23 protein-coding genes are annotated in these 23,615 nt (G+C 67.1%); 11 read left to right on the top strand and 12 right to left on the bottom strand.

Going from position 1 to position 23,615, the window contains the following annotated elements; translation table 11 throughout:
• Positions 1-173: 173 nt before the first annotated feature.
• The 3 genes from lipA to DM818_RS05815 all read right to left on the bottom strand — a co-directional run bounded on the left by lipA (position 174) and on the right by DM818_RS05815 (position 4,305).
• Complete coding sequence (gene lipA, locus DM818_RS05825; protein WP_075937665.1) at positions 174-1,115, bottom strand: lipoyl synthase; 942 nt, start codon at positions 1,113-1,115, stop codon at positions 174-176.
• A gap of 738 nt (positions 1,116-1,853) precedes the next feature.
• Entirely contained in the window at positions 1,854-2,009 is a 156-nt protein-coding gene (locus tag DM818_RS05820; RefSeq protein ID WP_153952426.1) for a hypothetical protein, read from the bottom strand.
• 40 nt (positions 2,010-2,049) lie between these two features.
• Entirely contained in the window at positions 2,050-4,305 is a 2,256-nt protein-coding gene (locus tag DM818_RS05815; protein WP_123123618.1) for a twin-arginine translocase subunit TatC, read from the bottom strand.
• Between the two features lie 94 nt (positions 4,306-4,399).
• On the opposite strand from DM818_RS05815, the gene tatC reads away from it, so the two are divergent.
• Positions 4,400-5,779 (top strand): twin-arginine translocase subunit TatC, encoded by a 1,380-nt coding sequence (gene tatC, locus DM818_RS05810; protein WP_153952425.1) that lies wholly within the window; start codon positions 4,400-4,402, stop codon positions 5,777-5,779.
• On the opposite strand, the gene DM818_RS05805 is transcribed toward tatC, so the two are convergent.
• Together DM818_RS05805 and DM818_RS05800 are read right to left on the bottom strand one after the other, a co-directional pair.
• Positions 5,780-6,178, bottom strand: a complete 399-nt coding sequence (locus DM818_RS05805) for a DUF7473 family protein (RefSeq protein ID WP_075937668.1) — start codon at positions 6,176-6,178, stop codon at positions 5,780-5,782.
• 33 nt (positions 6,179-6,211) lie between these two features.
• Positions 6,212-6,772, bottom strand: a complete 561-nt coding sequence (locus DM818_RS05800) for a TATA-box-binding protein (RefSeq protein ID WP_075937669.1) — start codon at positions 6,770-6,772, stop codon at positions 6,212-6,214.
• A 92-nt stretch (positions 6,773-6,864) separates the two neighbouring features.
• On the opposite strand from DM818_RS05800, the gene DM818_RS05795 reads away from it, so the two are divergent.
• The 5 genes from DM818_RS05795 (at position 6,865) to DM818_RS05775 (ending at position 10,237) form a co-directional block, all read left to right on the top strand.
• Positions 6,865-7,857, top strand: coding sequence for a TIGR01177 family methyltransferase (locus DM818_RS05795; protein ID WP_123123620.1), 993 nt, complete (start codon positions 6,865-6,867; stop codon positions 7,855-7,857).
• A 67-nt stretch (positions 7,858-7,924) separates the two neighbouring features.
• Entirely contained in the window at positions 7,925-8,680 is a 756-nt protein-coding gene (locus DM818_RS05790) for a 23S rRNA (uridine(2552)-2'-O)-methyltransferase (protein ID WP_075938443.1), read from the top strand.
• Positions 8,681-8,744: 64 nt separating this feature from the next.
• On the top strand, positions 8,745-8,921 hold the full coding sequence (locus tag DM818_RS05785; RefSeq protein ID WP_075937671.1) for a ribbon-helix-helix domain-containing protein: 177 nt from the start codon (positions 8,745-8,747) through the stop codon (positions 8,919-8,921).
• On the top strand, positions 8,914-9,606 hold the full coding sequence (locus DM818_RS05780; protein WP_123123621.1) for a queuosine precursor transporter: 693 nt from the start codon (positions 8,914-8,916) through the stop codon (positions 9,604-9,606). Before DM818_RS05785 ends, DM818_RS05780 begins: the two co-directional genes overlap by 8 nt.
• Before the next feature lie 40 nt (positions 9,607-9,646).
• On the top strand, positions 9,647-10,237 hold the full coding sequence (locus tag DM818_RS05775; protein WP_123123622.1) for a DUF7474 family protein: 591 nt from the start codon (positions 9,647-9,649) through the stop codon (positions 10,235-10,237).
• On the opposite strand, the gene DM818_RS05770 is transcribed toward DM818_RS05775, so the two are convergent.
• Together DM818_RS05770 and DM818_RS05765 are read right to left on the bottom strand one after the other, a co-directional pair.
• Complete coding sequence (locus DM818_RS05770; protein WP_123123623.1) at positions 10,238-10,981, bottom strand: DNA polymerase sliding clamp; 744 nt, start codon at positions 10,979-10,981, stop codon at positions 10,238-10,240.
• A gap of 93 nt (positions 10,982-11,074) precedes the next feature.
• Positions 11,075-12,085 carry an AAA family ATPase gene (locus tag DM818_RS05765; protein WP_075937676.1) on the bottom strand — a complete coding sequence of 337 codons (1,011 nt, stop codon included), beginning with the start codon at positions 12,083-12,085 and terminating at the stop codon, positions 11,075-11,077.
• An 87-nt stretch (positions 12,086-12,172) separates the two neighbouring features.
• Between DM818_RS05765 and DM818_RS05760 the strand changes: the two genes are divergently transcribed.
• Positions 12,173-12,778 (top strand): histidine phosphatase family protein, encoded by a 606-nt coding sequence (locus tag DM818_RS05760; RefSeq protein ID WP_075937677.1) that lies wholly within the window; start codon positions 12,173-12,175, stop codon positions 12,776-12,778.
• Here the strand turns inward: DM818_RS05760 and larE are convergent.
• Positions 12,775-13,653 (bottom strand): ATP-dependent sacrificial sulfur transferase LarE, encoded by an 879-nt coding sequence (gene larE, locus DM818_RS05755; protein WP_075937678.1) that lies wholly within the window; start codon positions 13,651-13,653, stop codon positions 12,775-12,777. The genes DM818_RS05760 and larE overlap by 4 nt on opposite strands.
• Positions 13,654-13,728: 75 nt before the next feature.
• On the opposite strand from larE, the gene DM818_RS05750 reads away from it, so the two are divergent.
• On the top strand, positions 13,729-14,349 hold the full coding sequence (locus DM818_RS05750; RefSeq protein ID WP_075937679.1) for a rubrerythrin family protein: 621 nt from the start codon (positions 13,729-13,731) through the stop codon (positions 14,347-14,349).
• Here the strand turns inward: DM818_RS05750 and DM818_RS05745 are convergent.
• On the bottom strand, positions 14,346-15,023 hold the full coding sequence (locus DM818_RS05745; protein WP_075937680.1) for a S26 family signal peptidase: 678 nt from the start codon (positions 15,021-15,023) through the stop codon (positions 14,346-14,348). The genes DM818_RS05750 and DM818_RS05745 overlap by 4 nt on opposite strands.
• A gap of 79 nt (positions 15,024-15,102) precedes the next feature.
• Here DM818_RS05745 and DM818_RS05740 point away from each other — a divergent pair, with 79 nt between their 5' ends.
• The gene (locus DM818_RS05740) at positions 15,103-16,671 is read left to right on the top strand and encodes a DNA-directed DNA polymerase II small subunit (protein ID WP_075937681.1); all 1,569 of its coding nucleotides are present in this window, start codon (positions 15,103-15,105) and stop codon (positions 16,669-16,671) included.
• Here DM818_RS05740 and DM818_RS05735 read toward each other — a convergent pair whose 3' ends face one another.
• The 3 genes from DM818_RS05735 to leuS all read right to left on the bottom strand — a co-directional run bounded on the left by DM818_RS05735 (position 16,672) and on the right by leuS (position 22,236).
• Positions 16,672-19,032, bottom strand: coding sequence for a DEAD/DEAH box helicase (locus DM818_RS05735; protein WP_075937682.1), 2,361 nt, complete (start codon positions 19,030-19,032; stop codon positions 16,672-16,674). It lies immediately after the preceding gene.
• A 90-nt stretch (positions 19,033-19,122) separates the two neighbouring features.
• Positions 19,123-19,572, bottom strand: coding sequence for a hypothetical protein (locus DM818_RS05730; RefSeq protein ID WP_075937683.1), 450 nt, complete (start codon positions 19,570-19,572; stop codon positions 19,123-19,125).
• Between the two features lie 30 nt (positions 19,573-19,602).
• Positions 19,603-22,236 (bottom strand): leucine--tRNA ligase, encoded by a 2,634-nt coding sequence (leuS, locus tag DM818_RS05725; protein WP_075937684.1) that lies wholly within the window; start codon positions 22,234-22,236, stop codon positions 19,603-19,605.
• Between the two features lie 143 nt (positions 22,237-22,379).
• Between leuS and DM818_RS05720 the strand changes: the two genes are divergently transcribed.
• Together DM818_RS05720 and samp2 are read left to right on the top strand one after the other, a co-directional pair.
• Positions 22,380-23,384 (top strand): DNA primase large subunit PriL, encoded by a 1,005-nt coding sequence (locus tag DM818_RS05720; RefSeq protein ID WP_153952424.1) that lies wholly within the window; start codon positions 22,380-22,382, stop codon positions 23,382-23,384.
• Between the two features lies 1 nt (position 23,385).
• The gene (gene samp2 / locus DM818_RS05715) at positions 23,386-23,595 is read left to right on the top strand and encodes a ubiquitin-like small modifier protein SAMP2 (protein WP_123123628.1); all 210 of its coding nucleotides are present in this window, start codon (positions 23,386-23,388) and stop codon (positions 23,593-23,595) included.
• Positions 23,596-23,615: the final 20 nt, after the last annotated feature.

Genomic DNA, 23,615 nt, shown 5'->3' with positions numbered 1-23,615 from the left:
GTCTATCATACTCGTGGTGTCAGCGCCACCGGACAAAGTAGTTTCGTAAATACCTTTCGTAGGCCGTGACTATTGCCAGGATATACGACGAACGGTCGGAAATCTCGCCGCTGCGTTCGGCATTTTCACGTGTTTGTCGGCTCTCGCGACGGGGCGTGGTACGTGATGGCGTCTCAGTCGCCCCGGGCGTGGGCCTGTTCGCGCGCTTCTGCCGGCGACAGTCCCTCGCGGGCGACCGCCTCCACGAAGAACTCGCCCGCCTTGAACGACGACCGAACCATCGGTCCCGACGCACAGTAGCGGAACCCGAACTGCTCTTCCGCGACGGCCTGCCACGTGTCGAACTTGTCCGGATGGACGTACTCGAACACCTCCAGATGGCGCGTCGACGGCTGGAGATACTGCCCGAGCGTGACGATGTCGACCCCGACCTGCCGGAGGTCCGACAGCGTCTGGTAAACCTCGTGGTCGTACTCCCCCACGCCGAGCATGATGGAGGTCTTCGCGTAGCAGTCGGAGTCGGCAATCTGTGTCAACACGTCGAGCGACTGCTGGTAGCCGGCCCGCCGGTCCCGCACCGGCCACTGGAGCCGGTCGACCGTCTCGATGTTGTGGGCCAACACGTCCGGGCCGGCGTCGATGACCTCCTGGACTGCGCTTTCGTCTCCCTGGAAGTCGGGGATGAGCGCCTCCACGAGAATGGACTCGTCGCGGTGTTTGATCTCTCGAATCGTCTCCGCGAAGTGGCCCGCCCCGCCGTCGGCGAGGTCGTCGCGGTCCACGCTCGTCAGGACGACGTACTCCAGCCCGATTTCGGCGACGGCGCTCGCGACGTTCGCCGGCTCGTCCTCGTCGAGGGCGTCCATCCCGCCGGTCTCTACGTCACAGAAGTTACAGCCCCGCGAACAGCGGTCGCCCATCAGCATGAACGTCGCCGTGCCCGGGCCGTTGCGCCCGGACCAGCAGTCGCCGAGGTTCGGACACGACGCCTCCTCACAGACCGTGTGGAGGTCGTGCTCGCGCAGCGTCGACTTGATGTCGGTAAAGCGGTCGCCAGAGGGGGGACGCATCTTCAGCCACTCCGGCTTTCGAGGCCGGTCACGCGAGCGACTCATGGCTAGCTCTTCGACTCTGCCGGCAAAAACGTGCTGTCCCCTCGCTGGAGTTGGATGCTCAGCTTGGTTTCTCGTCTCTGACTGCCGGGAACTGCTGGATGTGTCGCCCGCTGACTGCTCTGTTGTTTTCAGTTTGAAACTCCCGGGCGTGTCGCTCGCTGAGTGCTCTGTTGTGAACGGCTTGAAAGCCCCGGGCGTGTCGCGGTCTCTCCGTGACATATCGGTCACTCGCTTCGCTCGCTCCCGATAGAGGTCACGGAGCCGACCAAACACGCGCGACACGCCCGTCTAAGCAAGACGCTGCGCGTCTTGCTGACCCTGAAGTCTGCCACGGCAGACTTCAGGACCCCTTTCAGTCCACCCGACCGCACCGCCCACGAGCCTCCCCAGCCGATTCGCTCCCTGTGGTCGCTCATCCACTGTCAGAGCAAGCGCTGACAAGCCGCCGCTCGGTCCCCTCGCGGCGACCTCGCGCTGACTCGCGCGCCGATGCGCGCTCGGACCACGCCACTGCACCGCGCCGATTGAGTAAGCGACGGTGGCGGTGGCCTGACGCACCGCGCCCGTGGCGCGTGTGCGTCGCGGGGAAGGGTTGGGCGAGTGGCCGACGGCCACGAGCGCGCGGTCGTGGTGCGGTTCCCCGAGGCCAAGCGACGAGCGTGGTCGCGGTGCTGTCGAAGTCAGAGTAAACAGCACGGTGCTGTCTATCTCAAACTAAATTCCGTCAGAACACGTCTCCTACGTCCATCGCATATCGAGCCCACGAACGAACGCACCGAAGACGAATCCGAGAAATAACGCGAGCGCTGCGCCACTAACAGGGTCGAACGCGAGCGTCCCGGCGACGAACACGAGAACTGCCGCCAACGCGACGACCACATCCTGCCGGTCCATACCCGTACTCACCGCGGGAACAGAAAAAACGGCCGGCAGGTCAGTCAGCAGCACGCGGCCGACCGCCCGAGCCGCCGCGTCGCCCACCCAGCGTGACGATGTGCAACACCGCCAGCCCGAGGAAGTACATCCCGACGACCGGAATCCCGAGCAGGAACATCATGAACACGCCCTGCGGGGAGGCGAACGCGACGACGGTGAGGACGGCGAGGGTGACGACGCGCCACCGGTCGCGCATCTGCTGGTAACTGACCAGCCCGCCCGCGTGGAACAGCCACATCGTCACCGGGATACAGAAGAGGAGCCCGACCCCGACGGTGGTGAAGAAGACCATCCAGCCGAAGTTGTTGATGCGGTAGGCGATGACCATCGACGCCGTGAGCGCGTCGTTCGCCAGCCACGAGATGATTCGCGGCGCGACGAACAGGAAGCCGACCACCGTCCCGGCAGACAGGGTGGCGAGGACGCTCCCGCCCCACACGAACAGGACGCGGCGGTCGCCGCTGGCGAAGCCGCGCTCTTTCAGCGCCGGCCACGCGAAGTACAGCAGTAGCGGTATCGTCGCGACCGCGCCGACCACAATCGAGAGCTTGATTTCGAAGATGAGCGCCTCGACCGGGTGGAGCGCAACGGTGTTCACCTGCTCGGCCGAAAAGCCCTCCGCAAGCCGCCCGAGGAAGCTGGCCTTCAGCCAGCCGATGCCGCCGGTGTAGAGCCACGAGAACATCGCCGCCAACACGACCATGAACGTCCCGACGAGGACGAACGCCTTCGACCGCAGCGAGGAGGCGATGAACGCGATGTCGTGGTAGTAGCCGCCGATGTCGTCCTCGTCCACGTCGTCGGCCGTGAACGCCGACAACATCCCCGCGCCTGTCTCGCTGACGACGTTACCGGTGCCTTCCTCCTCCGCTTCGACCGGCTCGGTCGGAGCTGGGTCGTCTGTCGTTCCGGCCGCGGGCTCTCCGTCGGCGTCCGTGTCCGCATCCTCTTCCTGTTCTGCAATCTCGTCGTAGCGGTCGAGAATCGCCTGCGCTTTCGCGTCGTCGCCGTCGTCAAGCGCGCCGCTCGCGAGCGCGAGCGCCTCGTCCTCGGTGAGGGCCTCGAACGGTTCCGGCGGCGCGGCGCGGATGCCGGCGGCGTCGAGTTCCGAGAGGTCGAGATCGGCCGGGTCGCCGGTGCTCGCGACGCGGGGCGAGCGGTCGGCGACCGCGTCCAGCGCGCGGAACATCAACACGACCGTGACGGCGAAGGCGGCGACGGCCGCGACGAGTGCGGCCGCGACTGCCACCACGACCACTGCATCGACGCCGAACAGCGTATCCGTCGTCAGCGTCTGCGGGAACCGCTCGGCGAAGGAGGGGCCGAAGTACGGGAGCGACTCCAGCATGCGCATCACGCCGTCGAGTTGGCCGTCGAACGTCGCTCGGCCGAGCAGGAACGTCACCGCGCCGGTGAGGAACCCGACGCCCGCGAGCACGTTCCAGTTCTTCCGGGCCGTGGGTTTCAGCCCGACCTGTCGCCCGGCGGCCTGTGCCGTGACGAGGAACCGCGTGAGCCCGAGCGAGAAGGCGTACAACACGACGAGCGGGGTCGCCCACATCAGCTGCGTGAGCGGGTCCGGCGGCGTGAATATCGCCCCCGCGGCGTACAACACGACGATGGCGTGTTTCCAGTAGTCGCGGAACGTCTCGTAGGGAACGACGCCCGACAGCGCCATCCCCGACATGGCGAGCGGGAGCTGGGCCGCGAGCCCGAAGGATAAGGAGAGCAGGAAGACGAACTGGACCCACTTCACGATGGAGTAGGTCGGGGAGATGTCGGCCGCGGCGGCGTTGGCCGCGAGGAAGTCGAACACGACCGGGAAGAAGAGCAGATAGCCGTAGGCAGCGCCGGCAAACAGCAGGAGGACGGCTCCGGCGACGACCAGGGCAATCTTCCAGCGCGGGACGCCGGTCGGCCAGTAACCGCGCTCCTTGAGCGCGTCCCGCGAGTAGTAGATGAGGAACGGAATCGACAGGAACACGCCGACGACGAGTCCAATCTTCACCTGCAACAGAATCACGTCGAACGGCGTGACGGCGACGATGGTGGCCTCCGGAGCCTCGGCCAACAGGTCCGCCTTCATCCGGTCCCAGCCGTAGTTGCGCAAGAACAGAATCGTCGCGATGAGGCCGACGACGAAGACGATGAACACCTTCTGGAGGTGGCTCTGTGCGGCCGACAGCATGGAGCCGAGCGTCTCGCGACCGCTCTGGAGCCCGCGGGTGACATCGTTATCGACGATTCCAGACACGTGCGTCGTTGGGTTCCGCCGGGTTATCAACCTTTCAGCCTCGCCCGAGCGTCGAGAAGAAGGCTTACAACTGGGCGACGCGGAACGCACGCTAATGCCCGAGGAGTCGGACGACGACACTACCCCTCCAGAGCCAGCGGTCCGTCGGCTCGACGACGAGACGGGTGACGACGCCGACTCCAGCGCCGACGCCGCCGACGGCCCACAGTCCGGCGACGCTCCCGACGATACCGAATCTGCAGACGCCGAGGAGCCGCTCGACCCGACGGACGACCCCGACACGCCGACAATCGACCCGGTGGAGACCCCGCTGGCCGACGACGGCGACGACAGGTCGCTCGTCGACACCGACGAGGACGGCTCGCTCGTCCGAAACGACGACGCTGGTGACGCGGGCGACGCTGGCGGTGCTGACGACTCAGACGACGCAAACGACGCTGACGACGAGTCCGACACGTCCCCGTCCACGATGGCGGACGACCCGTTCGACGGCTTCGAGGTCGACACCACCCCGGCAATCGAGCGCGACTCGCTCGAACGGGACGCCGAGGACGACGGGGGGGATACCGACGACGGGGACGATATCGGCGACCGGGGCGACGAGACCTTCGACGACGGGTCGCCCGGCGTGAGCGGCTCCGTCGGCGACTCCGCCGAGGTCGCACAGCCCGGTCCGGTGAGCGAACCCGAAGAGCTCGGGGGCGCGCCCGACGACCAGGAGATGCCGCTCGCCGACCACATCGAGGAGATGGTAAAACGGCTCGGCGTGGTCATCGTCGCCATGGCGGCTGTCTCCGGCGTCGTCTTCCCCTTTGCGACGTATCTCATCAACTTCCTGTGGTTCAACTATCTGCCCGGCTCCGAGGAAATCTGCCGGCAGGTCGCCCAGGTCGGTGCGACGAACGTCGACCCGCAGACCGCCTGTGCTCGGGTGTACCACCCGCTCGCGGTCGTCTTGGCGAGACTGAAGGTCGCAACACTCGCCGGCTTCGTCGTCGCGCTCCCGCTGTTCGTCTACGAGACGTATCTGTTCATGCGGCCGGGGCTGTACCCCACAGAGCGGCGCTACTACCTGGCGAGCGTGCCGACGAGTCTGGTGCTCGCGGCCGCCGGCATGCTGTTTGCCCACCACCTCGTCATCCCCATCCTGTTCGACTACTTCGTCGGCTACTCACAGGGCGCGACGACCCTCGCGTTCGGGCTGACGGACACCTTCGACCTCATCGTCCTGATGCTCGGCGCGTTCGCCATCGTGTTCCAGATTCCGCTGTTCATCATGCTGGCGCTGATGATGGGGCTCGTCACGCGGACGTGGCTCCAGCGTCGCCGGCTCATCTTCTGGGGGCTGTTCGCGGCGCTGGCGTTCCTCTTCACCGGTGACCCGACCGGTCTCGGCCCGATCTTCGTCGCCGTGACGATGATCGTCCTCTTCGAGGGGACGCTCCTGCTCGCACAGTGGACCGGCCACGAGTGACTAAAACAGCAGGCCGACGCCGAGCAGATTCCCGAGCGCAATCCCGAGGACGGCCGCGAACGCGAAATGCAACACGACGACCGGCACCGCAGACCGGAGCTTCAGCCGGTAGGCGACGCTGACCGCAGCGAGGTCAGCGAGCAGCGCGACGACGAGCGCGACGCCGACGAGCAGGTCCGGCCCGATACCGAACACCCCCGACTGGCCGTACTCGCCGAGCAGAATCGAGACGAGCGCCGGCACCGGGGCGGCGTAGGCGGCCCGCTGTGACGGTACGTCACCGATGAAGAAGGTGGCCGCGAGATGGAGCGTGAAGGCGTAAAACGCTGCCGTCAGGAGAAACGTCACGACGAGCGCGAGCAGTCCGCCGCCGACGATGCTTTGCAGGGGAACAACCATCGCCCCGACGTACGGGGCGTCACTGTTTATCGGTTACGCGAGTAGCCCGAGCTCGTCGAGCTGTTCGACGATGGTGTCGACGGCTGCTTCGGCGTCCTCCGGCTTCTTCCCCCCCGTGATGACGAGCTTGCCGGAGCCGAACAGCAGCGCGACCACGTCCGGGTCGTCCAGCCGGTAGACGAGCCCCGGGAACTGCTCGGGCTCGTACTCGATGTTTTCCAAGCCGAGACCGATGGCGATGGCGTTCAGGTTCAGGTCCTCGCCGAGGTCGGCGGAAGTGACGATGTTCTGGACCGTAATCTCGGGGTCGTCCTCGATTGGGATGTCGAGCGCGCGGAGTTCGTCGAAGACGAGATGGAGCGCCTCGTGCACGTCGGCGGTGGATTTCGCGCCGGTGCAGACGACCTTTCCGGAGCGGAAGATGAGCGCGGCAGACTTCGGATTCTGCGTTCGGTAGACGAGCCCCGGAAACTGCTCTGGGTCGTAGTCCGCCCCCTCGAGATCCATCGCGACGCTCTGTAGATCGAGCTCCTGGGCGATACCGGTCGATGCCACCACATTCTCGATACTGATGGTCGCTTTGGGGTCGTCCATTTAACTCGTGTGTCGGTTCTCCGCTTCAAAAAGGTACGTATGGGCCCGCGCGCTATCGTCGGCTTCTTGCGCTCGCGGGGGCGACATTCGGTGTGTATCTCCTCGAACTCGGTGGGGAAGACGACGCCTTCGCAACCCGGGAGGCGGCGAGCGCCTGCTCTGACGTACAGCCGCTCGCTCCCGGGCTGGCGACGGCTCGCGGTATCACCGACCGGGTTCGCGGGCTCGCGTACACCCACGCCGCGAGCGAACTCGTCGGCACGGCCGAGGGAGGAATCGAGACCGCCGTCGCGCTGCTCGATGCCGCGTCCGTCGACCGCACCGGCACGGTCGCCGTCCGCGCCCGGGACGTACAGGGGACCGCTGACATGTCGACCCAGCGGGCCGAACGCACGCTCGGAGGCGTGCTCACCGACCGCGGCTTCCCGGTCGACCTCGATTCGCCCGACCATGAACTTCGGGCGCTCTTCGCGGGCGAGACGGTCGCGCTCGCGTGGCTGGACACCGAGTCCGTCCGCGATTTCGGCAGTCGTCGCCCGACGGACAAGCCGTTCTTCCAGCCCGGGAGCATGGACCCGCTGTTGGCGCGGGCGGTCGCCAATATCGCCGGTGCACGCCCCGGTCGGACGGTGCTCGACCCGATGTGTGGCACCGGCGGCGGGCTCGTCGAGGCGGGACTCGTCGGGGCGGACGTGCTCGCCAACGACGCCCAGTGGAAGATGAGCCACGGCGCACGCGACAACCTCGCGCACTTCCTCGACGGCGACGGCGCTCAGGGGCTTCCGACGCCCGGTCGGTACGACGTGGTTCGGGGCGACGCGACCCGACTCCCACTGCGTGACGGAGTCGCTGATTGCGTGGTGTTCGACGCGCCGTACGGTCGCCAGTCGAAGATCGCGAATCAGTCGCTGTCGGCGCTCGTGGAAGACGCGCTCGCCGAGGCCCACCGCGTTGCAGACCGAGGCGTCCTCGTCTGTGACCGCGAGTGGGACGACGCCGCGAGAGACGCGGGCTGGACCGTCGAGTCCCGATTCGTTCGGCCCGTCCACGGCAGCTTGGACCGCCACATCCTCGTGTTGCGGTAGTATCCGACGTATCTTTCCGCGTTGGGTGGTGTATCTCCTGTATGAACGATTCGCCAGCGGTGAGAGCATGAGTGGAAAAGACGAGTACTACAACCGCGCCAAACAGGAGGGGTATCGCGCCCGCTCCGCCTACAAGCTGAAGCAGTTGGACGAGACGGCGGGCCTGTTCGGGCCGGGCAACACGGTCGTCGATTTGGGTGCGGCCCCCGGCGGCTGGTCGCAGGTCGCCCGCGAGCGCGTCGGCGAACAGGGTACCGTCATCGCGGTCGACCTCCAGCGCATCAAGGACATCGACGGCGTTGAGACGCTTCGCGGGGACATGACCGACGACGACACCCGCGAGCGCATCATCGAGCGCATCGGCGAGGCCGACGTGGTCGTCTCCGACATGGCCCCGAACATGACCGGCGAGTACCACCTCGACGCCGCGCGGTCTGCCCACCTCGCGCGGATGGCCTTCGAGACCGCCCTCGAACTGCTCGGTGCCGGCGGCGACCTCGCGGTCAAGATCTTCGAGGGGCAGGACGTGGCTCCCCTGCGCGAGGATATGGAAGCCGAGTTCGAGTACGTGCGCGCCGTCCACCCGGACGCCTCGCGCGACTCCTCCTCGGAGCTGTATCTCGTTGCGAAGGGTCGACTCACCGCCCCGGTGCGTGAGGGCGACGAACTGACGGTCGAGATCGTCGACGAGGGGAGCGAGGGCGACGGCATCGCGAAGGTGGATGGGTTCACCGTCTTCGTTCCCGACGCGACGACCGGCGAGGAAGTCGACGTGCGCATCGACGACGTGAAGCCGCGGTTCGCCTTCGCCGAGCGACGGTAGGATAACACTGCAAGAGTGTCGTGAGACGAACGAACTATTATCTCGGATACACCTACCTGCTCGTATGCCTAAGATCAGCGTCGAGATTCCGGGGGAACTGCTCGCAGACCTCGACGACCACGTCGGCTCCGAGGGGAAGTACGTGAATCGGTCGGACGCCATCCGCGCCTCGATTCGCAAGAACCTCGACATCCTCGACGATATCGACGCCCGCCACGGCCGACTCGACGACGATGAGTGAGCGGCCGATTCCGGTCGGCGCGACGGTACTGTCGGCGCTGTTCGTCACCGCGCTCGTCACCTCACAGCTGACGGCGGCGAAGGTGCTCGCGTTCGGGATTCCGTTCTCGCTCCCCATCGTCGACTCCTCGCTCGTCCTGCCGGGTGCGGCGCTCGCGTACGCGGTGACGTTCTTCGCCTCCGACTGTTACACCGAACTGTACGGCAAGCGGTCCGCCCGCCGGCTCGTCAACGTCGCGTTCGCGATGAACTTCGTCATGCTCGCGCTCGTCTACTCGACCATCGCCGCCCCCGCAGCCCAGTCGAGCATCGACCCCGAGATGTTCGCGACCGTGCTCGGCGCGTCCACGAACATCGTGCTCGGTTCGCTGGTCGCGTATCTCGTCTCGCAAAACTGGGACGTGTACGTCTTCCACGCGATTCGTGAACGCACCGGGAGGGAGAAACTCTGGCTCCGCAACGTCGCCTCGACGGCCAGCTCGCAGGCCATCGACACCGTCCTGTTCGTCGGTATCGCCTTCTACCTGCTCCCGCAGTACGCCGGCATCGGTCCCCAGCTTCCGGAGTCGGTCGTGCTCGGGCTCGCCGTCGGCCAGTATCTGCTCAAACTGCTCATCGCGGTCGCGGACACGCCGTTCGTCTATCTCGTCACCCGACTCGTCCGCGAGCGCGAGGCGGGCAACTGAACAGCGATACGTCTTAGTTCGCGACGCCGGGAGGTGAGCCATGCCGCGCTTCGAGTACCCGTGTCCGGGCTGTCGCACCCGTACGAACCTTCACGACGCCGACTGTGACTTCGACGGCGTCCGCTGGACCGACATCGAAGCCGCCTACGTCGATATTCTCGCGCGTCTCTCCGCCGAGCCGCACACGCAGGCCGACCTCCGGGCCGACATCGAGGAGTGGGGCGGGCTTCACGCCGCCGGGCTCTCGCGACTCCGCGCCGACCAGCGCGTCGACGGCGACGACGACGAGCCGCTGGAACTGCTCACCGCCGAGGAGTACAAGGAACGCGTCACCCACCCGACGATGGAGCCGCTGAAAACCATCTACGAGAAGGGCTCCGTCCACGGGGCCCACGACAACGCCGTCTTCGCGCTCGTCGCCTTCTACGAGATGGTCGGGCTCTCGTGGCAGGAGACCCGCGAGCAGATGCTCACGTGGTTAGAGGAGTCGGGCACGTGGGCGCGGGGCGGCTTCGAGGAGTCGAGTCCCGAGGAGCTGGTCGACTCGAAACGCCACGTCTACGAGCGGGGCTACGGATGGAAACAGGCCGGCAGAGAGGCGAAAGCAGTTATCGACCGTCGGCTGGAGTAATTAGTCGCTCTGGATACGCGGAGCTAACATGTACGTAACTTGACCGTTTCCTTCGGCGATATCGAAGTGGAGCTTGACGGGGAACTCCTCGCCCAGTTCCATCGTCACCTCGGCGTCGGAGGGAATCGCCTTGTTCATATCCTGTAGATAATCGAGCGAGAAGAGCGAGCGGGCGTCGCCCGCGGTCAGGTCGATGAGGTCCTCGCGGGTGAGTTCGAGGTGCACGTCGTCGGTGTCGCCCTCCGCGTCGACGTAGAACAGTTCCTCGTCGGCGTCGACGCCGAGCGCGATGTGGTCGGAGACCATGTCGGCGGCCTTGACGGCGCGGGCGATGTCGGCTCCCTCGACGACGACGTTCGCCGGCAGGTCGAGGTCCGGGAGGTCCGGCTCCTGGCGGATGGAGTCGGGGTCGATGAGCGCGAGCGTCCCCTCCAATCCCTCAATTTGGATGTGGAGTTTGCGGGTCTCCTCGTCGAGTTCGAGTTGGACCAACTGGCCGGCGTCGGCCATGCCGACGAACTCCTCCAGCCGCGAGAGATTGACGCCGATGACGCCCCCGTCGGTCTCGTAGGATTCGAAGGCGGCAGCATCGAGCGTGAGATCGACCATGCCGACGTTCGCCGGGTCGACGGCGCGAATCGTGAGCCCCTCCTCTTCGAGTCGAATCTTACACTCGTCGACCAGCACGCTCACGGAGTCTAACGCGTCTCCGAGCGTGTCAGCGCTCACAATAGCCTTGAACATCTTGTCGCCGGCTACGAAACGGCGTGATAAAAACTCTCTCATGCCCGTTCGCGCGTGCGACGCGCCCGCGAGCCGCCAACGAGCGGGCCTGGCCTACTCCCCGGTCGGCCGTCCGATTTCCGCGAGCAGATGCCCTAACTGCACCCGGTCGCTCGTCGACTCCGTCAGGTCGAAATCCACCTCGCCGGCAATTCGATACAGCTTCGCCAGCCGCCGGCCGTCGTAGCGGGACCGCGCCACGCGCAACACGTCCGAGAGGATTTCGTCGCCGTCGTATCCTTCGTCGTAGATGAGCGTGTCCAACTCCGAGCGGGCGTCCTCGAAGTTGCTCTGTTCGGCGGCGTCGAGCATCGCCTCCACCACGTCGTCGTGGCCGATATCGCCGAGCGTCTCGTAGGCGGCGGTCATCGTCACCGCGCCTTCCGTCTCGGCGGTCGTCTGTGCCCCGAGGATGGCCTTCCGGACGTTGCCGTCGCCGTAGCCCGCGAGATACTCGAGCCCGTCGTCGTCGTACTCCACGCCGGCGAGCGAGACGACCCGCTCGATGGCAGCCACCATCGACTCGTGGTCGGGCGACGACATCGACACGGAGAAACACCGCGAGCGAATCGGCGGAATCAGCTTCGACGGCTGGCGGGTCGCGATGACGAACTGCGTGTTCTCGGCGTACCGCTCCATCACCCGGCGCAGCGCCTGCTGGAAATCCTCGCGGATGGCCTCGGCGTTGTCCAGCAGAACGGTCTTGTACTGGCCGGAGACGGGCTGGTAGCTCGCCGACTCCTTCAGCACGTGGTTTATCATGTCGCGTTTCGACATGCGGGAGTTGCCCCGCAGGAAGGAGGCGAACCGCTCGTCGGTTTTGATCTCCTTCTTCGTCCGGTTGAAGAAGTCGGCGACGTTCAGCTCCACGAGGTCGTTGTCGGGGTCATCGTGGGCGGCGTCCGCGAGTGCACGGACCGCAGCGGTCTTCCCGACCCCCGGCGGGCCGTGGACGACGAGGTTCAGCGGCTCGTCGACGGCCGTCTCGAAGTACTCCACCGCATCCGACTGTGGCAGGTCGCCGATATCGGGCGCGAACTCGTCGGTCCACAGCGGCGATTCCATACCAGACGTTCGGCAGTCGGCGGCATGAAGGTGGCCCTTTCGGCCCGCGAGGCGAACGCTGAAGGCGACGCCACGCTCGGGTGAGGTATGCGTATCGTAGTGCTCCGACACGGCGAAACCGCGTGGAACGACGAAGGACGGATGCAGGGGTGGGCACCGGTCCCGCTCAACGAGACGGGCCGCGAGCAGGCCACCGCCGCCGGTCGCTATCTCGCCGACGAGTACGAGTTCGACGCCGTCTACGCCTCCGACCTCGAACGCACCCGCGAGACGACCGAACGGGTCGCGACGATGCTCCCCGCGACGAACGTTGAGTACGACGCGGCCTTCCGCGAACGCGACGTGGGGATGTATCAGGGGCTCACCTACGACACCGTCTTCGAGAAGTATCCACGGTTCGCGCTCGGGAAGGCGGCCGCCGAGGCCGCACGCGAGGTGCCGGAGTCCGGCGAGAGTCTCGTCAACATGTACGACCGCGTCACCGAGGGCATCGAGCAGATAGCCGCCCGCGACCACGACACCGTCTTACTCGTCACCCACGGCGGCCCCATCCACCTGCTCCACGGCTACGCGAAGGGGATGGACGTGCCAGAGGCAATGCTCGCCCACGAGCAGGACAACTGCGGCATCAACGTCTTCGACGCCGCGGAAGCAATCGAGAGCGTCACCGAGAACGCGACGCCGTGGCGCTAGCTCGTCGGATACTCCGCCGATAACACGTTCGTCCGGTCGGTCTGTTCGTCCTCTTGTTCGCCCGCTGGTGACACCGACCCCGTCGCGTACCCCTCCAGGTCGAGGGTGACGTGGTCGAAGCCACACTCGAGCAGATGCTCGCGAGCGGCGCGGACGAAATCGGCATCGAGTGCCCGGTCGAGTTCCTCCTCGCCGACCTCGATGCGCGCCAGTCCGTCGTGGTCGCGCACCCGGAACTGCTCGAATCCCCACGTCCGGAGGAGTTCCTCCGCCTGTTCCACCCGCGAGAGTCGCTCTTCCGTCACCTCCAGCCCGGTCGGGATCCGCGAGGAGAGACACGCCATCGAGGGTTTGTCCGCGACGGAGAGACCGAAGTGGTCGGCGATGGATCGGACCTCCTCCTTCGTGATGTCGTGTTCGAGCAGCGGGGAGTAGGCGTCCAGTTCCTCGACGGCGCGGAGACCGGGGCGGTGGCCCTCGCCGGGGTCGTCGGCGTTCGTCCCGTCACACACCGTCTCGATGTCGAGCCGGCGCGCGGTGTCGAACAGCTCGCCGAGCCGCATCGTCCGGCAGTGGTAACAGCGGTCGCCGTCGTTCTCGACGAACGCCGGGTCGTCGAGCTCCGAGAAGCTCGTCGTCTCGTGGCGGATACCGATTTCCTCGGCGACGGCGAACGCGTCTTCGAGTTCCGCGTCGGGAAGCGTCTCGGATTTCGCGGTGCAGGCGACGGCGTCGCGCCCCAGCGCGTCGTGGGCGATGGCGGCGACGACGGCGGAGTCGACGCCGCCGGAGAAGGCGACGAGCACGCTGTCACGGGTCGCGAGGTCGGCGCTCGCCGCATCGAGCTTCGCGGCGGTGGCGTCGGCGAGTGTCATACGCCCGCTCGGTGGGCGAGCGAGAAAAGTTCGCCGGGACGCCAACTACAAGCCGCCCGCTCCCGACGAGCGAGTATGAACGCCGAGGAGTTCACCGAGACCGTCCGAGCGAACAACGACACCGCCCTCTCGCGGCTCGGCTCGTCGAAGTCGCTGTACGCCGACACCGCCGGCGAGATGGACCCGGACACCGTGCTCGAAGCCGCCGCCGCCGCCGAACGCACCGCCAGCGAGACGTTCGGGGCGTGGACCGACGACGACGCCGCGGGCGAGTTCTTCGCGGCAGTCGCCAACGAGGAACGGGACCACTACGAACAGGTGTTGTCCGAACTCGGTGCCGAATCGGTCGAGCCCGACGTGACCGCGATGCACGAGGGGCTGCGCGCCCGCACCGACTCCATCGAGCGGCTCGGCGCGTTCGTCGGCAGGGCGCTCGTCGCCGAGAAGTCCAAAGAGCAGGTGACGGGCTTCTTCGTCGGGCAGGCCGACCCGCAGACGGCGAGCACGTTCCGCACGCTCGCTGGCGACCTCGACGAGCAGTTGGCCGGCGCGACGGACCACCTGGCCGCGCTGTGTGCCTCCGACGACGACTGGGAGCGCGCACTGACGGCCGCAAGCGAGACGATTCAGACGGCCTACGAGACCTACACCGAACAGCTAGAGTCGATGGGCGTCAACCCGAAGCCGGTCTGTTAGCCGACCGGACACTTCGGCTGTCTGCCGGGCGTCTGGAGTTCGATGGCACACAGCTTCACGTAGCCGAGCTTCGGGATGCCGAACTCGGCGCTGCCGACGATCCACGCCGGCTTCACCGGCTCCGTCAGCGGGCCGAGTTGGTCGTACTGCGGATTGTTGTCGCCCTTCGTGATGAAGCCGGCGTGGGGGGCCGGGCAGTTCCGGAGTTCCCTGCAGTTGTCGGCCCCGCCGATGTGGTCGGGGTTCGTTCGGTCGTACCAGTTTTCCCCCTCCTCGACCCAGAAGCGAGCCCGGTGGATGATTGGGGTCCCGGACTCGTTGTCGGCCCTGAAGATGATGACATCACCGTAGTCTGAGAACTTCTTGTAGCCGACCTCGCGGCCGTCCTTGTAGGTGACGACGCCCGTGCCGGCGTGGGCGGCGTCGGCCGCGAGTCGCTGTTCGTCCATCACGAACACCAGGTCGCCGACGTTCATGTTCGGCTCCATGCTGCCGGACTCGACGGCGACCATCGGGGGCCAGACGCCGCTGACGGCGAACAACAGCAGTCCCACGAGCAACACCGCGGCGATGCTCATCCCCACCTCCCGCACGTAGACGACGGCTCCGTGGTCCGTCGTCCGGAACCAGTGGAACCACTCGCGTAGCCCCTCCGGTTCCGACTCGTCGCTCATTGTCTACAGTGGCGACGCGAGTCGCTTCAACGTTCTGGGTTTCGGCACGCTTTTCTCGCTCAGTCGCCTCCCTCGGGCCATGCCGATGGCGTCGCCCGCCCGCATCGCCAGCCTCCTCGCGAGTCACGGCTACAACGCCTCACGCGAGGCTGTCACCCTGCTCGCCGGCACTGACGACCCCGAGCAGGCGCTCGTGCTCGCAGTCGAAGCGACGCCCGACGACGAACTCGTCCTCACCGCCGACCACGTGAACGCCGCCCTCGCCGACCGACGCGCCACGGAACGCCCGGCCGGCCCGAGCGGCACCGAGAACGCGACCCACGACACCACCTCACACGACCCCTCCGTTTCCACTGGAACCGCCGACCTGGAATCGAACGCCGACGGTGGGGGTGTTCCAGTCGAAACGAAGGGGTCTGAGAACGTCTCACGCGACCAGTCGAAACAGTCGATTTCGGTCGCACAGGACATCACGGGCCAATCTACGGGCACCGGCGAGTACGACGACTTCGTCACGGTGTTTCGCGACCGCTACGAGAAGCTCGCCGGCCAGCTCCGCGGTCGGGTCCAACACCGGCCCACTACGTCGCTCCAGAGTTCACAGGGCGGCGGCGAGGCCGGTCTCGTCGGGATGGTCAACGACATCCGCTCGACCGCGAGCGGCCACTGGCTCATCGAGCTAGAGGACACCAACGGCGTCTTCCCGTGTCTCGTGATGAAGGACCGCCCGATTGCGGACCTCGTCGACGAACTCCTGTTAGACGAGGTCATCGCCGTCGAAGGGGGACTCAGCGACGACGGCTCCATCATGTTCGTCGACGCCATCCACTTCCCCGAGGTGCCCCGAACCTACAACCCGAACACCGCAGACCGCCACGTCCAGGCCGCGCTCGTCTCCGATATCCACGTCGGCTCCGACGAGTTTCTGGCGGACGCGTGGCACCGATTCGCACGATGGCTCCACACCGAGGAGGCCGAACACGTCGAGTATCTCCTCATCGCCGGCGACATGGTCGAAGGGGTCGGCGTCTACCCGAACCAGGACGAGGAGCTGTCGATCGTCGACATCTACGACCAGTACGAGCAGTTCTCGGAGCACCTGAAGGAGGTGCCCGGCGACATGGAGATCCTGATGATTCCGGGCAACCACGACGCCGTCCGACTCGCCGAGCCACAACCCGGCTTCGACGAGGAGCTGCGCGACATCATGTCGGTCCACGACGCCCGCATCCACGGCAACCCCGCGCTCGTCGACGTGGAGGGCGTGAAGATTCTGATGTACCACGGCGTCTCGCTCGACGAGGTCATCGCGGAACTCCCCGAGGAGAAGGCCAGCTACGACGAGCCCCACAAGGCGATGTACCAACTCCTGAAGAAGCGCCACGTCGCCCCGCAGTTCGGCGGGAAGACCCGCGTCGCCCCCGAAGAGGAGGATTACCTCGTCATGGAGGAGGTGCCCGACGTGTTCCACACCGGCCACGTCCACAAGCTCGGGTGGGGGAAGTATCGCCGCGTCATCGCCGTCAACTCCGGCTGTTGGCAGGCGCAGACCGACTTCCAGAAATCCGTCAACATCGACCCCGACGCCGGCTTCGCGCCCATCCTCGATTTAGACACGCTGGAGATGGCCGTCCACTCCTTCGGCTGATTACTCGACGGCGACCGTCCGCGTCTCGCTCACCGGCAACAGCGGCAGGTCCGCGAACGCCACCTCCACCCGGAAGGTAAGCTCGTCGGCGTCGGCCCCGAACACGCCGACCGGGACCGTCGCCTCGCCGAGATACCGCGACTCGCTGGACATCTCGACGCCGTTGACGGTGACCCGCACCTCGCCGCGCGCGCCGCCGCCCGTGTTCTCGACCGTCACGTCGTGCATCTCGCTCGTCCCGTGCGCGATGCTGTCGGGAAACTCGCCCCACTCGACTTCGACGACCGGGAGGTCGCGCGCCTGCTCGACGACGCGCTCGGCGAGACCCTCCGAGAGGCCGGCCTCGACGAGCCCCGAGACGCCGGCAGCGAGCACGTCGGCCGGCGTCTGGAGGCCCTCTTTCGCGAGCTTGACACCTCTCCCCTTTCCGATGCCGTCGATGGCCGTCAGCCCGACCGCATCGGCCGAAATCCCGTTCTCGACGCGCGCCTCGACCCGGCAGGCCACGTTCGCGGCGTAGGGACCGGCGAATCGGTCCAGGAATTCTCGGAGGGCGGCCACCATCCGGAGCGCGTTCTGCCGGATGACCCACGCGTCAGAGCGCAGCTCCGAGGGCGTGTTGCCGTCCATCGAGGCGCGCAGGATGGCGAGCACCTTTCTGTTTCCTGGGTCGAGGTCGTCGCCCTCCGGCCCGAGGACGGCTTGCACGGCGTCGCGCTCGTCGCGGCGCGCGCTCACGCTATCGAACTCGTCGGCCGTCGCGACGGCTTCGAGCACGTCAGCGTCGGAGAGGGTCTCTTCGCTCGCGCGGTCGGCGAGCGACTTGAACCGCTCTGCGGTGTCGAGCCGGAGATAGAACTTCGAGGCGAGCCGCCCCAGCGGGGTCCCCTGCACCCGGAGTTCGTCGTCCGTCTCCACGAAGCCGGCGGCGACGAGGTCCTGTAGCGTCTCGCGGACGCGCTCGCGGAGCTTGCCGCCGAAGCGGTACTGGTCGGGCGCTGACTGGGCGCGCACGTAGTAGAACGTCGTCTGGAGCCACTCCATCACGTCGTCGAGGTCGCGAATCGTCCCCAGCGCGATTTCGGCGTTGAGATGCGAGTCGAGTTCGGCGGCGAGTCGCGACTCGATTTCCTTCCCCTCGCGGAGCAGGCGGCGGTACTTCTCGGCGTCTTGGCCCTCACAGACGACGTGGGCGTACCCCTTGTCGTCGTAGCCGGGTCGCCCGGCGCGGCCCAGCATCTGGAGCACGTCGAGTGGGCTCATGTCCACCTCGCCTTCGAGCGGGTCGTGGAGCTTCGTGTCCCGGATGACGACACACCGCGCGGGGAGATTCACCCCCCACGCGAGCGTCGAGGTCGAGAAGAGCAGCTGAATCTTCCCTTGCTTGAACCACGCCTCGACGGCGTTTTTGTCCTCGCGGGAGAGCCCGGCGTGGTGGAAGGCCACGCCGTCGACCACGGACTGCCGGAGGGTGTCGTTGCGGAGGTCCTGTGCGTCGGTGTGGAGGTCGTAGTCGCCCCGCGCTCCGATGTCGATATCGCGCTCCGCGAGCACGTCGCGGGCCTTCTTCGCCGCCCGCACCGTATCCTGTCTGGAGGCGACGAAGACGAGCGACTGGCCGCCGTCTTCGATGTGGGGCTGTGCCAAGTCGAGCGCGCGATACAGCCGGCGATACTTGTTCTGGAAGGCGTTCTCGCCCGTCGCGTACGTCTCGACGCTCGCGTGCAGCGGAACGGGCCGGTAGTCGTCGCCGAACTGGAACGTGCAGGCGTCGGGCGCGTCGAGCCAGTCGGCGATGTCCTCGACGTTCGGCATCGTCGCGGACAGTGCGACGATACGCGGCGCACAGAGCCGGCGGAGCCGCGAAATCGTCACCTCGAGGACGGCCCCGCGCTTGTCGGAGTCGAGCAGATGCACCTCGTCGATGACACAGCAGTCCACGTCCGTGATGAACGAGTAGCGCGCCGAGTCGTGTTTTCTGGTCGCGGAGTCGGTCTTCTCGGGCGTCATCACGAGGATGTCGGCGCGCTCGGCGCGGCGCGTGTTCAGGTCGCGCTCGCCCGTGACGACGTAGACGGAGTAGCCCATCTCCTCGAACCGCTCCCACTCGCTTTCCTTCTCGTTGGTGAGCGCGCGCAACGGGGCCAAGAAGAGGGCGGTCCCGCCGGCGGCGAGCGTCTTGCAGATGGCGAGTTCGGCGAGGGCGGTCTTCCCGCTCGCGGTCGGGGCGGAGACGACGACGTTGTCGTCGCGCTCCAAGATGGCGGGAAGGGTCTCCGACTGCATCCGATTGAACGTCTCGAAGCCGAAGGCGTCGGCAAAGTCGGGAACGGCGTCGGCGACGGCCTGTGTCGGTGCCACTACCGGGAGACAGGAGGCGTCAGACAAAGGGGTTCCGTGTCGACCCGGTGGTCGTGGCTGTCGCGTTCGGGCGTCCCCGTCGACCCGAACTCAGCGTTCGGGTATCGCGTCCGCGACGGTGTCGACCGCCTCGCGCCACCCGTCGGGACGGTCGCCGCCGCGCTTTGGCGGGTCGATGTCGAGCGTCAGCGGGTGGTACTCGAACCCGGCGAGGGCATCCGTCGCGACCTCGCCGACGAACTCGGCGTTCTCTCGTTTCGAACTCACGCCGCCCGACTGGAGATCGTAGTAGCGGCTGAACAGTTGGACGACGACCACCTCACCGTCGAGGGTGTCTTCCGCGAGGTGGCGAAACAGCTTCGCGGTGTTGTTGACGGGGTCGGCGCGTCGCCACTCCACTTCGACGGCGACCGTCGGCTCGCGACCGAGCACGTCGACGGGCGTGCCGGCGATGGACGCTTCCGTCTCCCACTCGCCGCCGAGACGGGCGACGAGCGCGTCGCGGAGCCGTTCCTGTACGTCGGTGGCGAAGCTGCCCACGGTGGGCGAGCTCGCCCCGCGAGCAAAACGTTACTCCTCGATGTCGATGGCCGGCCGACCGGGTTCGGCGTGGCTGTCGTCGTCGGCCTCCTCGGCGGTGAGCACGCGCACCTCGGCGTCGAACTCGCGCTCGATGAGCCACGCGGCCCGCTGGAGCGTCTCGTACTCCGTCTCCGGGGTGAGCGGCCGGGTCAGCGCCTCGCGGTTCTCCTGGAGGTCCTGTCCGTAGCTGGCGGCGGCATCGCCCTGCTCGCGGATGGACGGCTCGGACATGAGCTCCGAGATGACGTTGGGCGCGTCCGACTCGATGGCGATTCCGAGCGCGTCGTACTTCCACTCGGGCGTGACAATCACGTCGATGCGCTGTGGCTCCTCGATGCCCGCAACGTCGATGATGTCGCGCACGTCCTCGCGGGTGTTCTCCACGAGGGTGCGGCGGGCGGCCGCGTCTTCTGCGTCGCCGCCTTCCGGCCACGCGGCGTCGACGAGGAACTCGTCGTGGCCGAGCGTCTCCCACAGCTCCTCCGCGAGGTGGGGTGCGACGGGCGCGAGCAGGGAGACGACGGCGTGAAGCCCGCGCTCGACGGTCTCGGCGTGCGGGTTCTCGACGTACTCGACGTAGCCGCGCAGGGTGCGCGAGAGGTCCTGTGCCTCCCGGACCGCGACGTTGAACCTGAGGTCGTCGTACTCGTCGGCCGCGATGGCGACCGCGGCGTCGATTTCGCTCGCGACGTACTCGGCGGTCGTGTCCTTCTCGCCGTCGTAGTCCCCCGCCGTCAGGTCGGTGACCTGCTCGTGGAGGCGGTCGAGGAACGCCCGGGTCGACCTGACGCCCTGCTCGCTCCAGTCGAAGTCGCGGGCCGGCTGGGCCGCCTCCATGATGAACAGCCGGGCGGTGTCGGCCCCGTACTCGTCGACGATGCGCTGGGGGGAGACAGTGTTCCCCTTCGACTTCGACATCTTCGAGCCGTCCAGCTGGACCATCCCCTGCGCGAGCAGGTTCTCGAACGGCTCGCGGTGCTCTAACCCCTCGGCGTCGGCCAACACCTTCGTGAAGAAGCGGGAGTAGAGCAGATGCATCACGGCGTGTTCGTCGCCGCCGACGTACTGGTCGACGGGCATCCACTCGTTTGCTCGCTCGCGGTCGAAGGGCGCGTCGTCGAGGTCGGGCGAGACGTACCGCAGGAAGTACCACGAGGAGTCGACGAAGGTGTCCATCGTGTCCGTCTCGCGGGTGGCGTCGCCGCCGCAGTCGGGACAGGTCGTCTGCTTCCACTCCTCGGCGGCGTCCAGCGGATTGCCGGTCGTGTTGATGAACTCCGGCAGCTCGACCGGCAGTTCGTCGTCGGGCACCATCACCGGACCGCAGTCGTCACAGTGGACGACCGGAATCGGCGTCCCCCAGTAGCGCTGGCGGGAGATTCCCCAGTCGCGCAGCCGGTACTGGGTCGTCGCCGCCGCGCCCGCGGTGTCTGCGGTAATCTGCTCGCGCGCGGCGTCGGAGTCCAGCCCGGAGTAGTCGCCGCTGTTGACGACGACGCCGTCCTCGGTGTAGGCCGACTCTGACACGTCCGGAATCTCGTCCTCGCTCGGGGCGATGACCGGGAGGATGTCGATGCCGAGCTTCGTCGCGAAGGCGTGGTCGCGCTCGTCGTGGCCGGGGACGCCCATCAGGGCACCCGTCCCAACGTCAGAGAGCACGAAGTCGGCGACGTAGACGGGCAGCTCCTCGCCCGTCACCGGGTTCGTCGCCGTCAGGTCGGTGGCGACGCCGTTCGGCTCCTCGCCGTCCGGGTCGGCCTCCTCTTCGATGAACTGGGCCACGTCCGCGTCGCGCTCGGCGACGGCCTGTGCAATCTCGTGGCCGGGCGCGAGCGCGAAGAACGTCGCCCCGTAGGCGGTGTCCGCGCGGGTCGTGAACGCCTCGACTTCGCCGTGGCCTTCCACATCGAACGGGAGCCGCGTTCCTTCCTGTCGGCCAATCCAGTTGCGCTGCATCTGGCGAACCGAGTCCGGCCACCCCTCCAAGTCGTCGATGGAGTCGAGCAGTTCGTCGGCGTACTCGGTGATGGCGAGGAACCACTGGTCGAGCTCGCGCTGCTCGACGGGGGTGTCACACCGCCAGCAGAGCTCGGCGTCCCCCTCCACCTGCTCGTCGGCGAGCACCGTCTCACAGGAGGGACACCAGTTCACCTCGGACTCGCGGCGGTCGACCAGCCCCTCCTCGTGGAAGCGGGTGAACAGCCACTGGTTCCACTGGTAGTAGTCGGGGGTACAGGTCGTGATTTCGCGCTCCCAGTCGTAGCCGAAGCCCATCGAGCGCATCTGGTCGCGCATCGTGTCGATGCAGTCCATCGTCCAGTCGTGGGGGTTCGTGTCGCGCTCCTTGGCCGCGTTTTCGGCCGGCAGCCCGAACGAGTCCCACCCCATCGGGTGGAGCACGTCGTCGCCGCGCATCCGGCGGTAGCGGGCGTACGCGTCCGTAATCGTGTAGTTGCGGACGTGGCCCATGTGGAGCTTTCCCGACGGGTACGGGTACATCCCGAGCACGTACGTCGGGTCCTCGGCGTCGTCGGGCGTCCGGTAGACGTTCTCGTCGTCCCAGCGGTCCTGCCAGCGTCGTTCGACCGTCGTGTGGTCGTAGCCGTGTTCGGCGTCGCTCATAGAATCCTCGTTGGCCGAAGTGGGCGGCGTTCGGGCCTTAAGCTTTCCATCCGCTGTGGGTGGCTCACACGGCCGCTCGCGGGGCGTCACCTCGCCGTGGAATCGACCGTCGTACTTATCCACAGCCCCCGACAAACCGGCCTGTGCAACGACTCCACGCCCGCTACCCGTTCCTCGATGCCTCCCGCGAGGCCGTGGAGACCGCAGACGTGGACTTAGCGACCGTCGTGCAGGAGGGTGGTCCCGCCGTCGAGCGCGGCGTCGACCGTGTCGAGCGCGCCCTCGTCGAGGGCACTGTCGCCCCCGAGAGCCGCTGGAGCGTGCGCGCGGAACTGCTCTCGTACCCGGTCGCGCGCGTGCTCGTCTCCTTACTCGACGTGCGCGGTGCCGTCGAGAAGTACGCCACCGCCGAGGCGACGCTCGCGTACGAACGATTCACCGACGACTTCGACGCCGACACGAAGCTCAAATCCACGAGCGACGACGCCCTCACCCTCCCCTCCTTGCTCGCCGACTTCGACGTGAGCAGCGACGTGACCGCCGTCGGCGACGGCCGATTCGAGGTCGGCGTGACGACGTATCTCGAACTGGCCGCACCGCTCGACGGCCGGCGGTGGCGGCTGGCGACCCGCGCGCTCGCCGACGGGACGGTCATCGTCTCCCGGCGCGAGCTGTACGAACTCCTGCGGGAGGCGGTGCGTGAACGCGTGGCCGACGGGCTTCCACTCTCCGTGCCCGACTCCATCGCCGACGCGCTCGCCCCGGAGGTGGCGACGCTCCGAGACGCGCTCGCGCCCGTCGAATCCACGAGCGACGTGGACGAGTTCGAGCCGGCGGCGTTCCCGCCGTGTATCGACGGCTTGGTCGAGGAGAGCCGCGAGGGAGACATCAGCACGACGGGCCGGTACGCGCTGTTGACGTTCCTCGCCGCGACGGGTGCGAGCTACGCCGAAATCGCCGCCGTCGTCGGCGACGACGACGACCGCTACCGCTACCAGTACGAGCGGCTCGCCGGGCCGAACGGCTCGCAGTTCGCCCCGCCGTCGTGTGTAACGATGGCGGCGAACGGCGACTGCGGGCCGGATGCCTGCGGTGACTTCTCGCACCCGCTGGCCTACTACGAACACCAACTCCGGGCGGGTGAGTGAGATGGAGGTGACCTGTGAGGTGGTCGGCGAGGGGAGCGAAACCGTCGCCGTCGAGAGCGACGCGACCTACGGCGACCTCATCGAGGCGCTGGACTACTCGCTGCACGAGGCGACGGTGCTCGTGGACGGGACTCCCGTCCCCGAGGACGCGCCCGTCGAGACCGACCGCGTCCGGGTGCTTCGGCTCATCAAGGGCGGTCGCTGGGATTAACACTGCTCGCGTCCTTTCTT

It is taken from the genome of Halosegnis longus (genome assembly GCF_009663395.1).
GTDB lineage: Archaea > Halobacteriota > Halobacteria > Halobacteriales > Haloarculaceae > Halosegnis > Halosegnis longus.
This window is presented reverse-complemented; position numbering and strand designations above follow the sequence as displayed.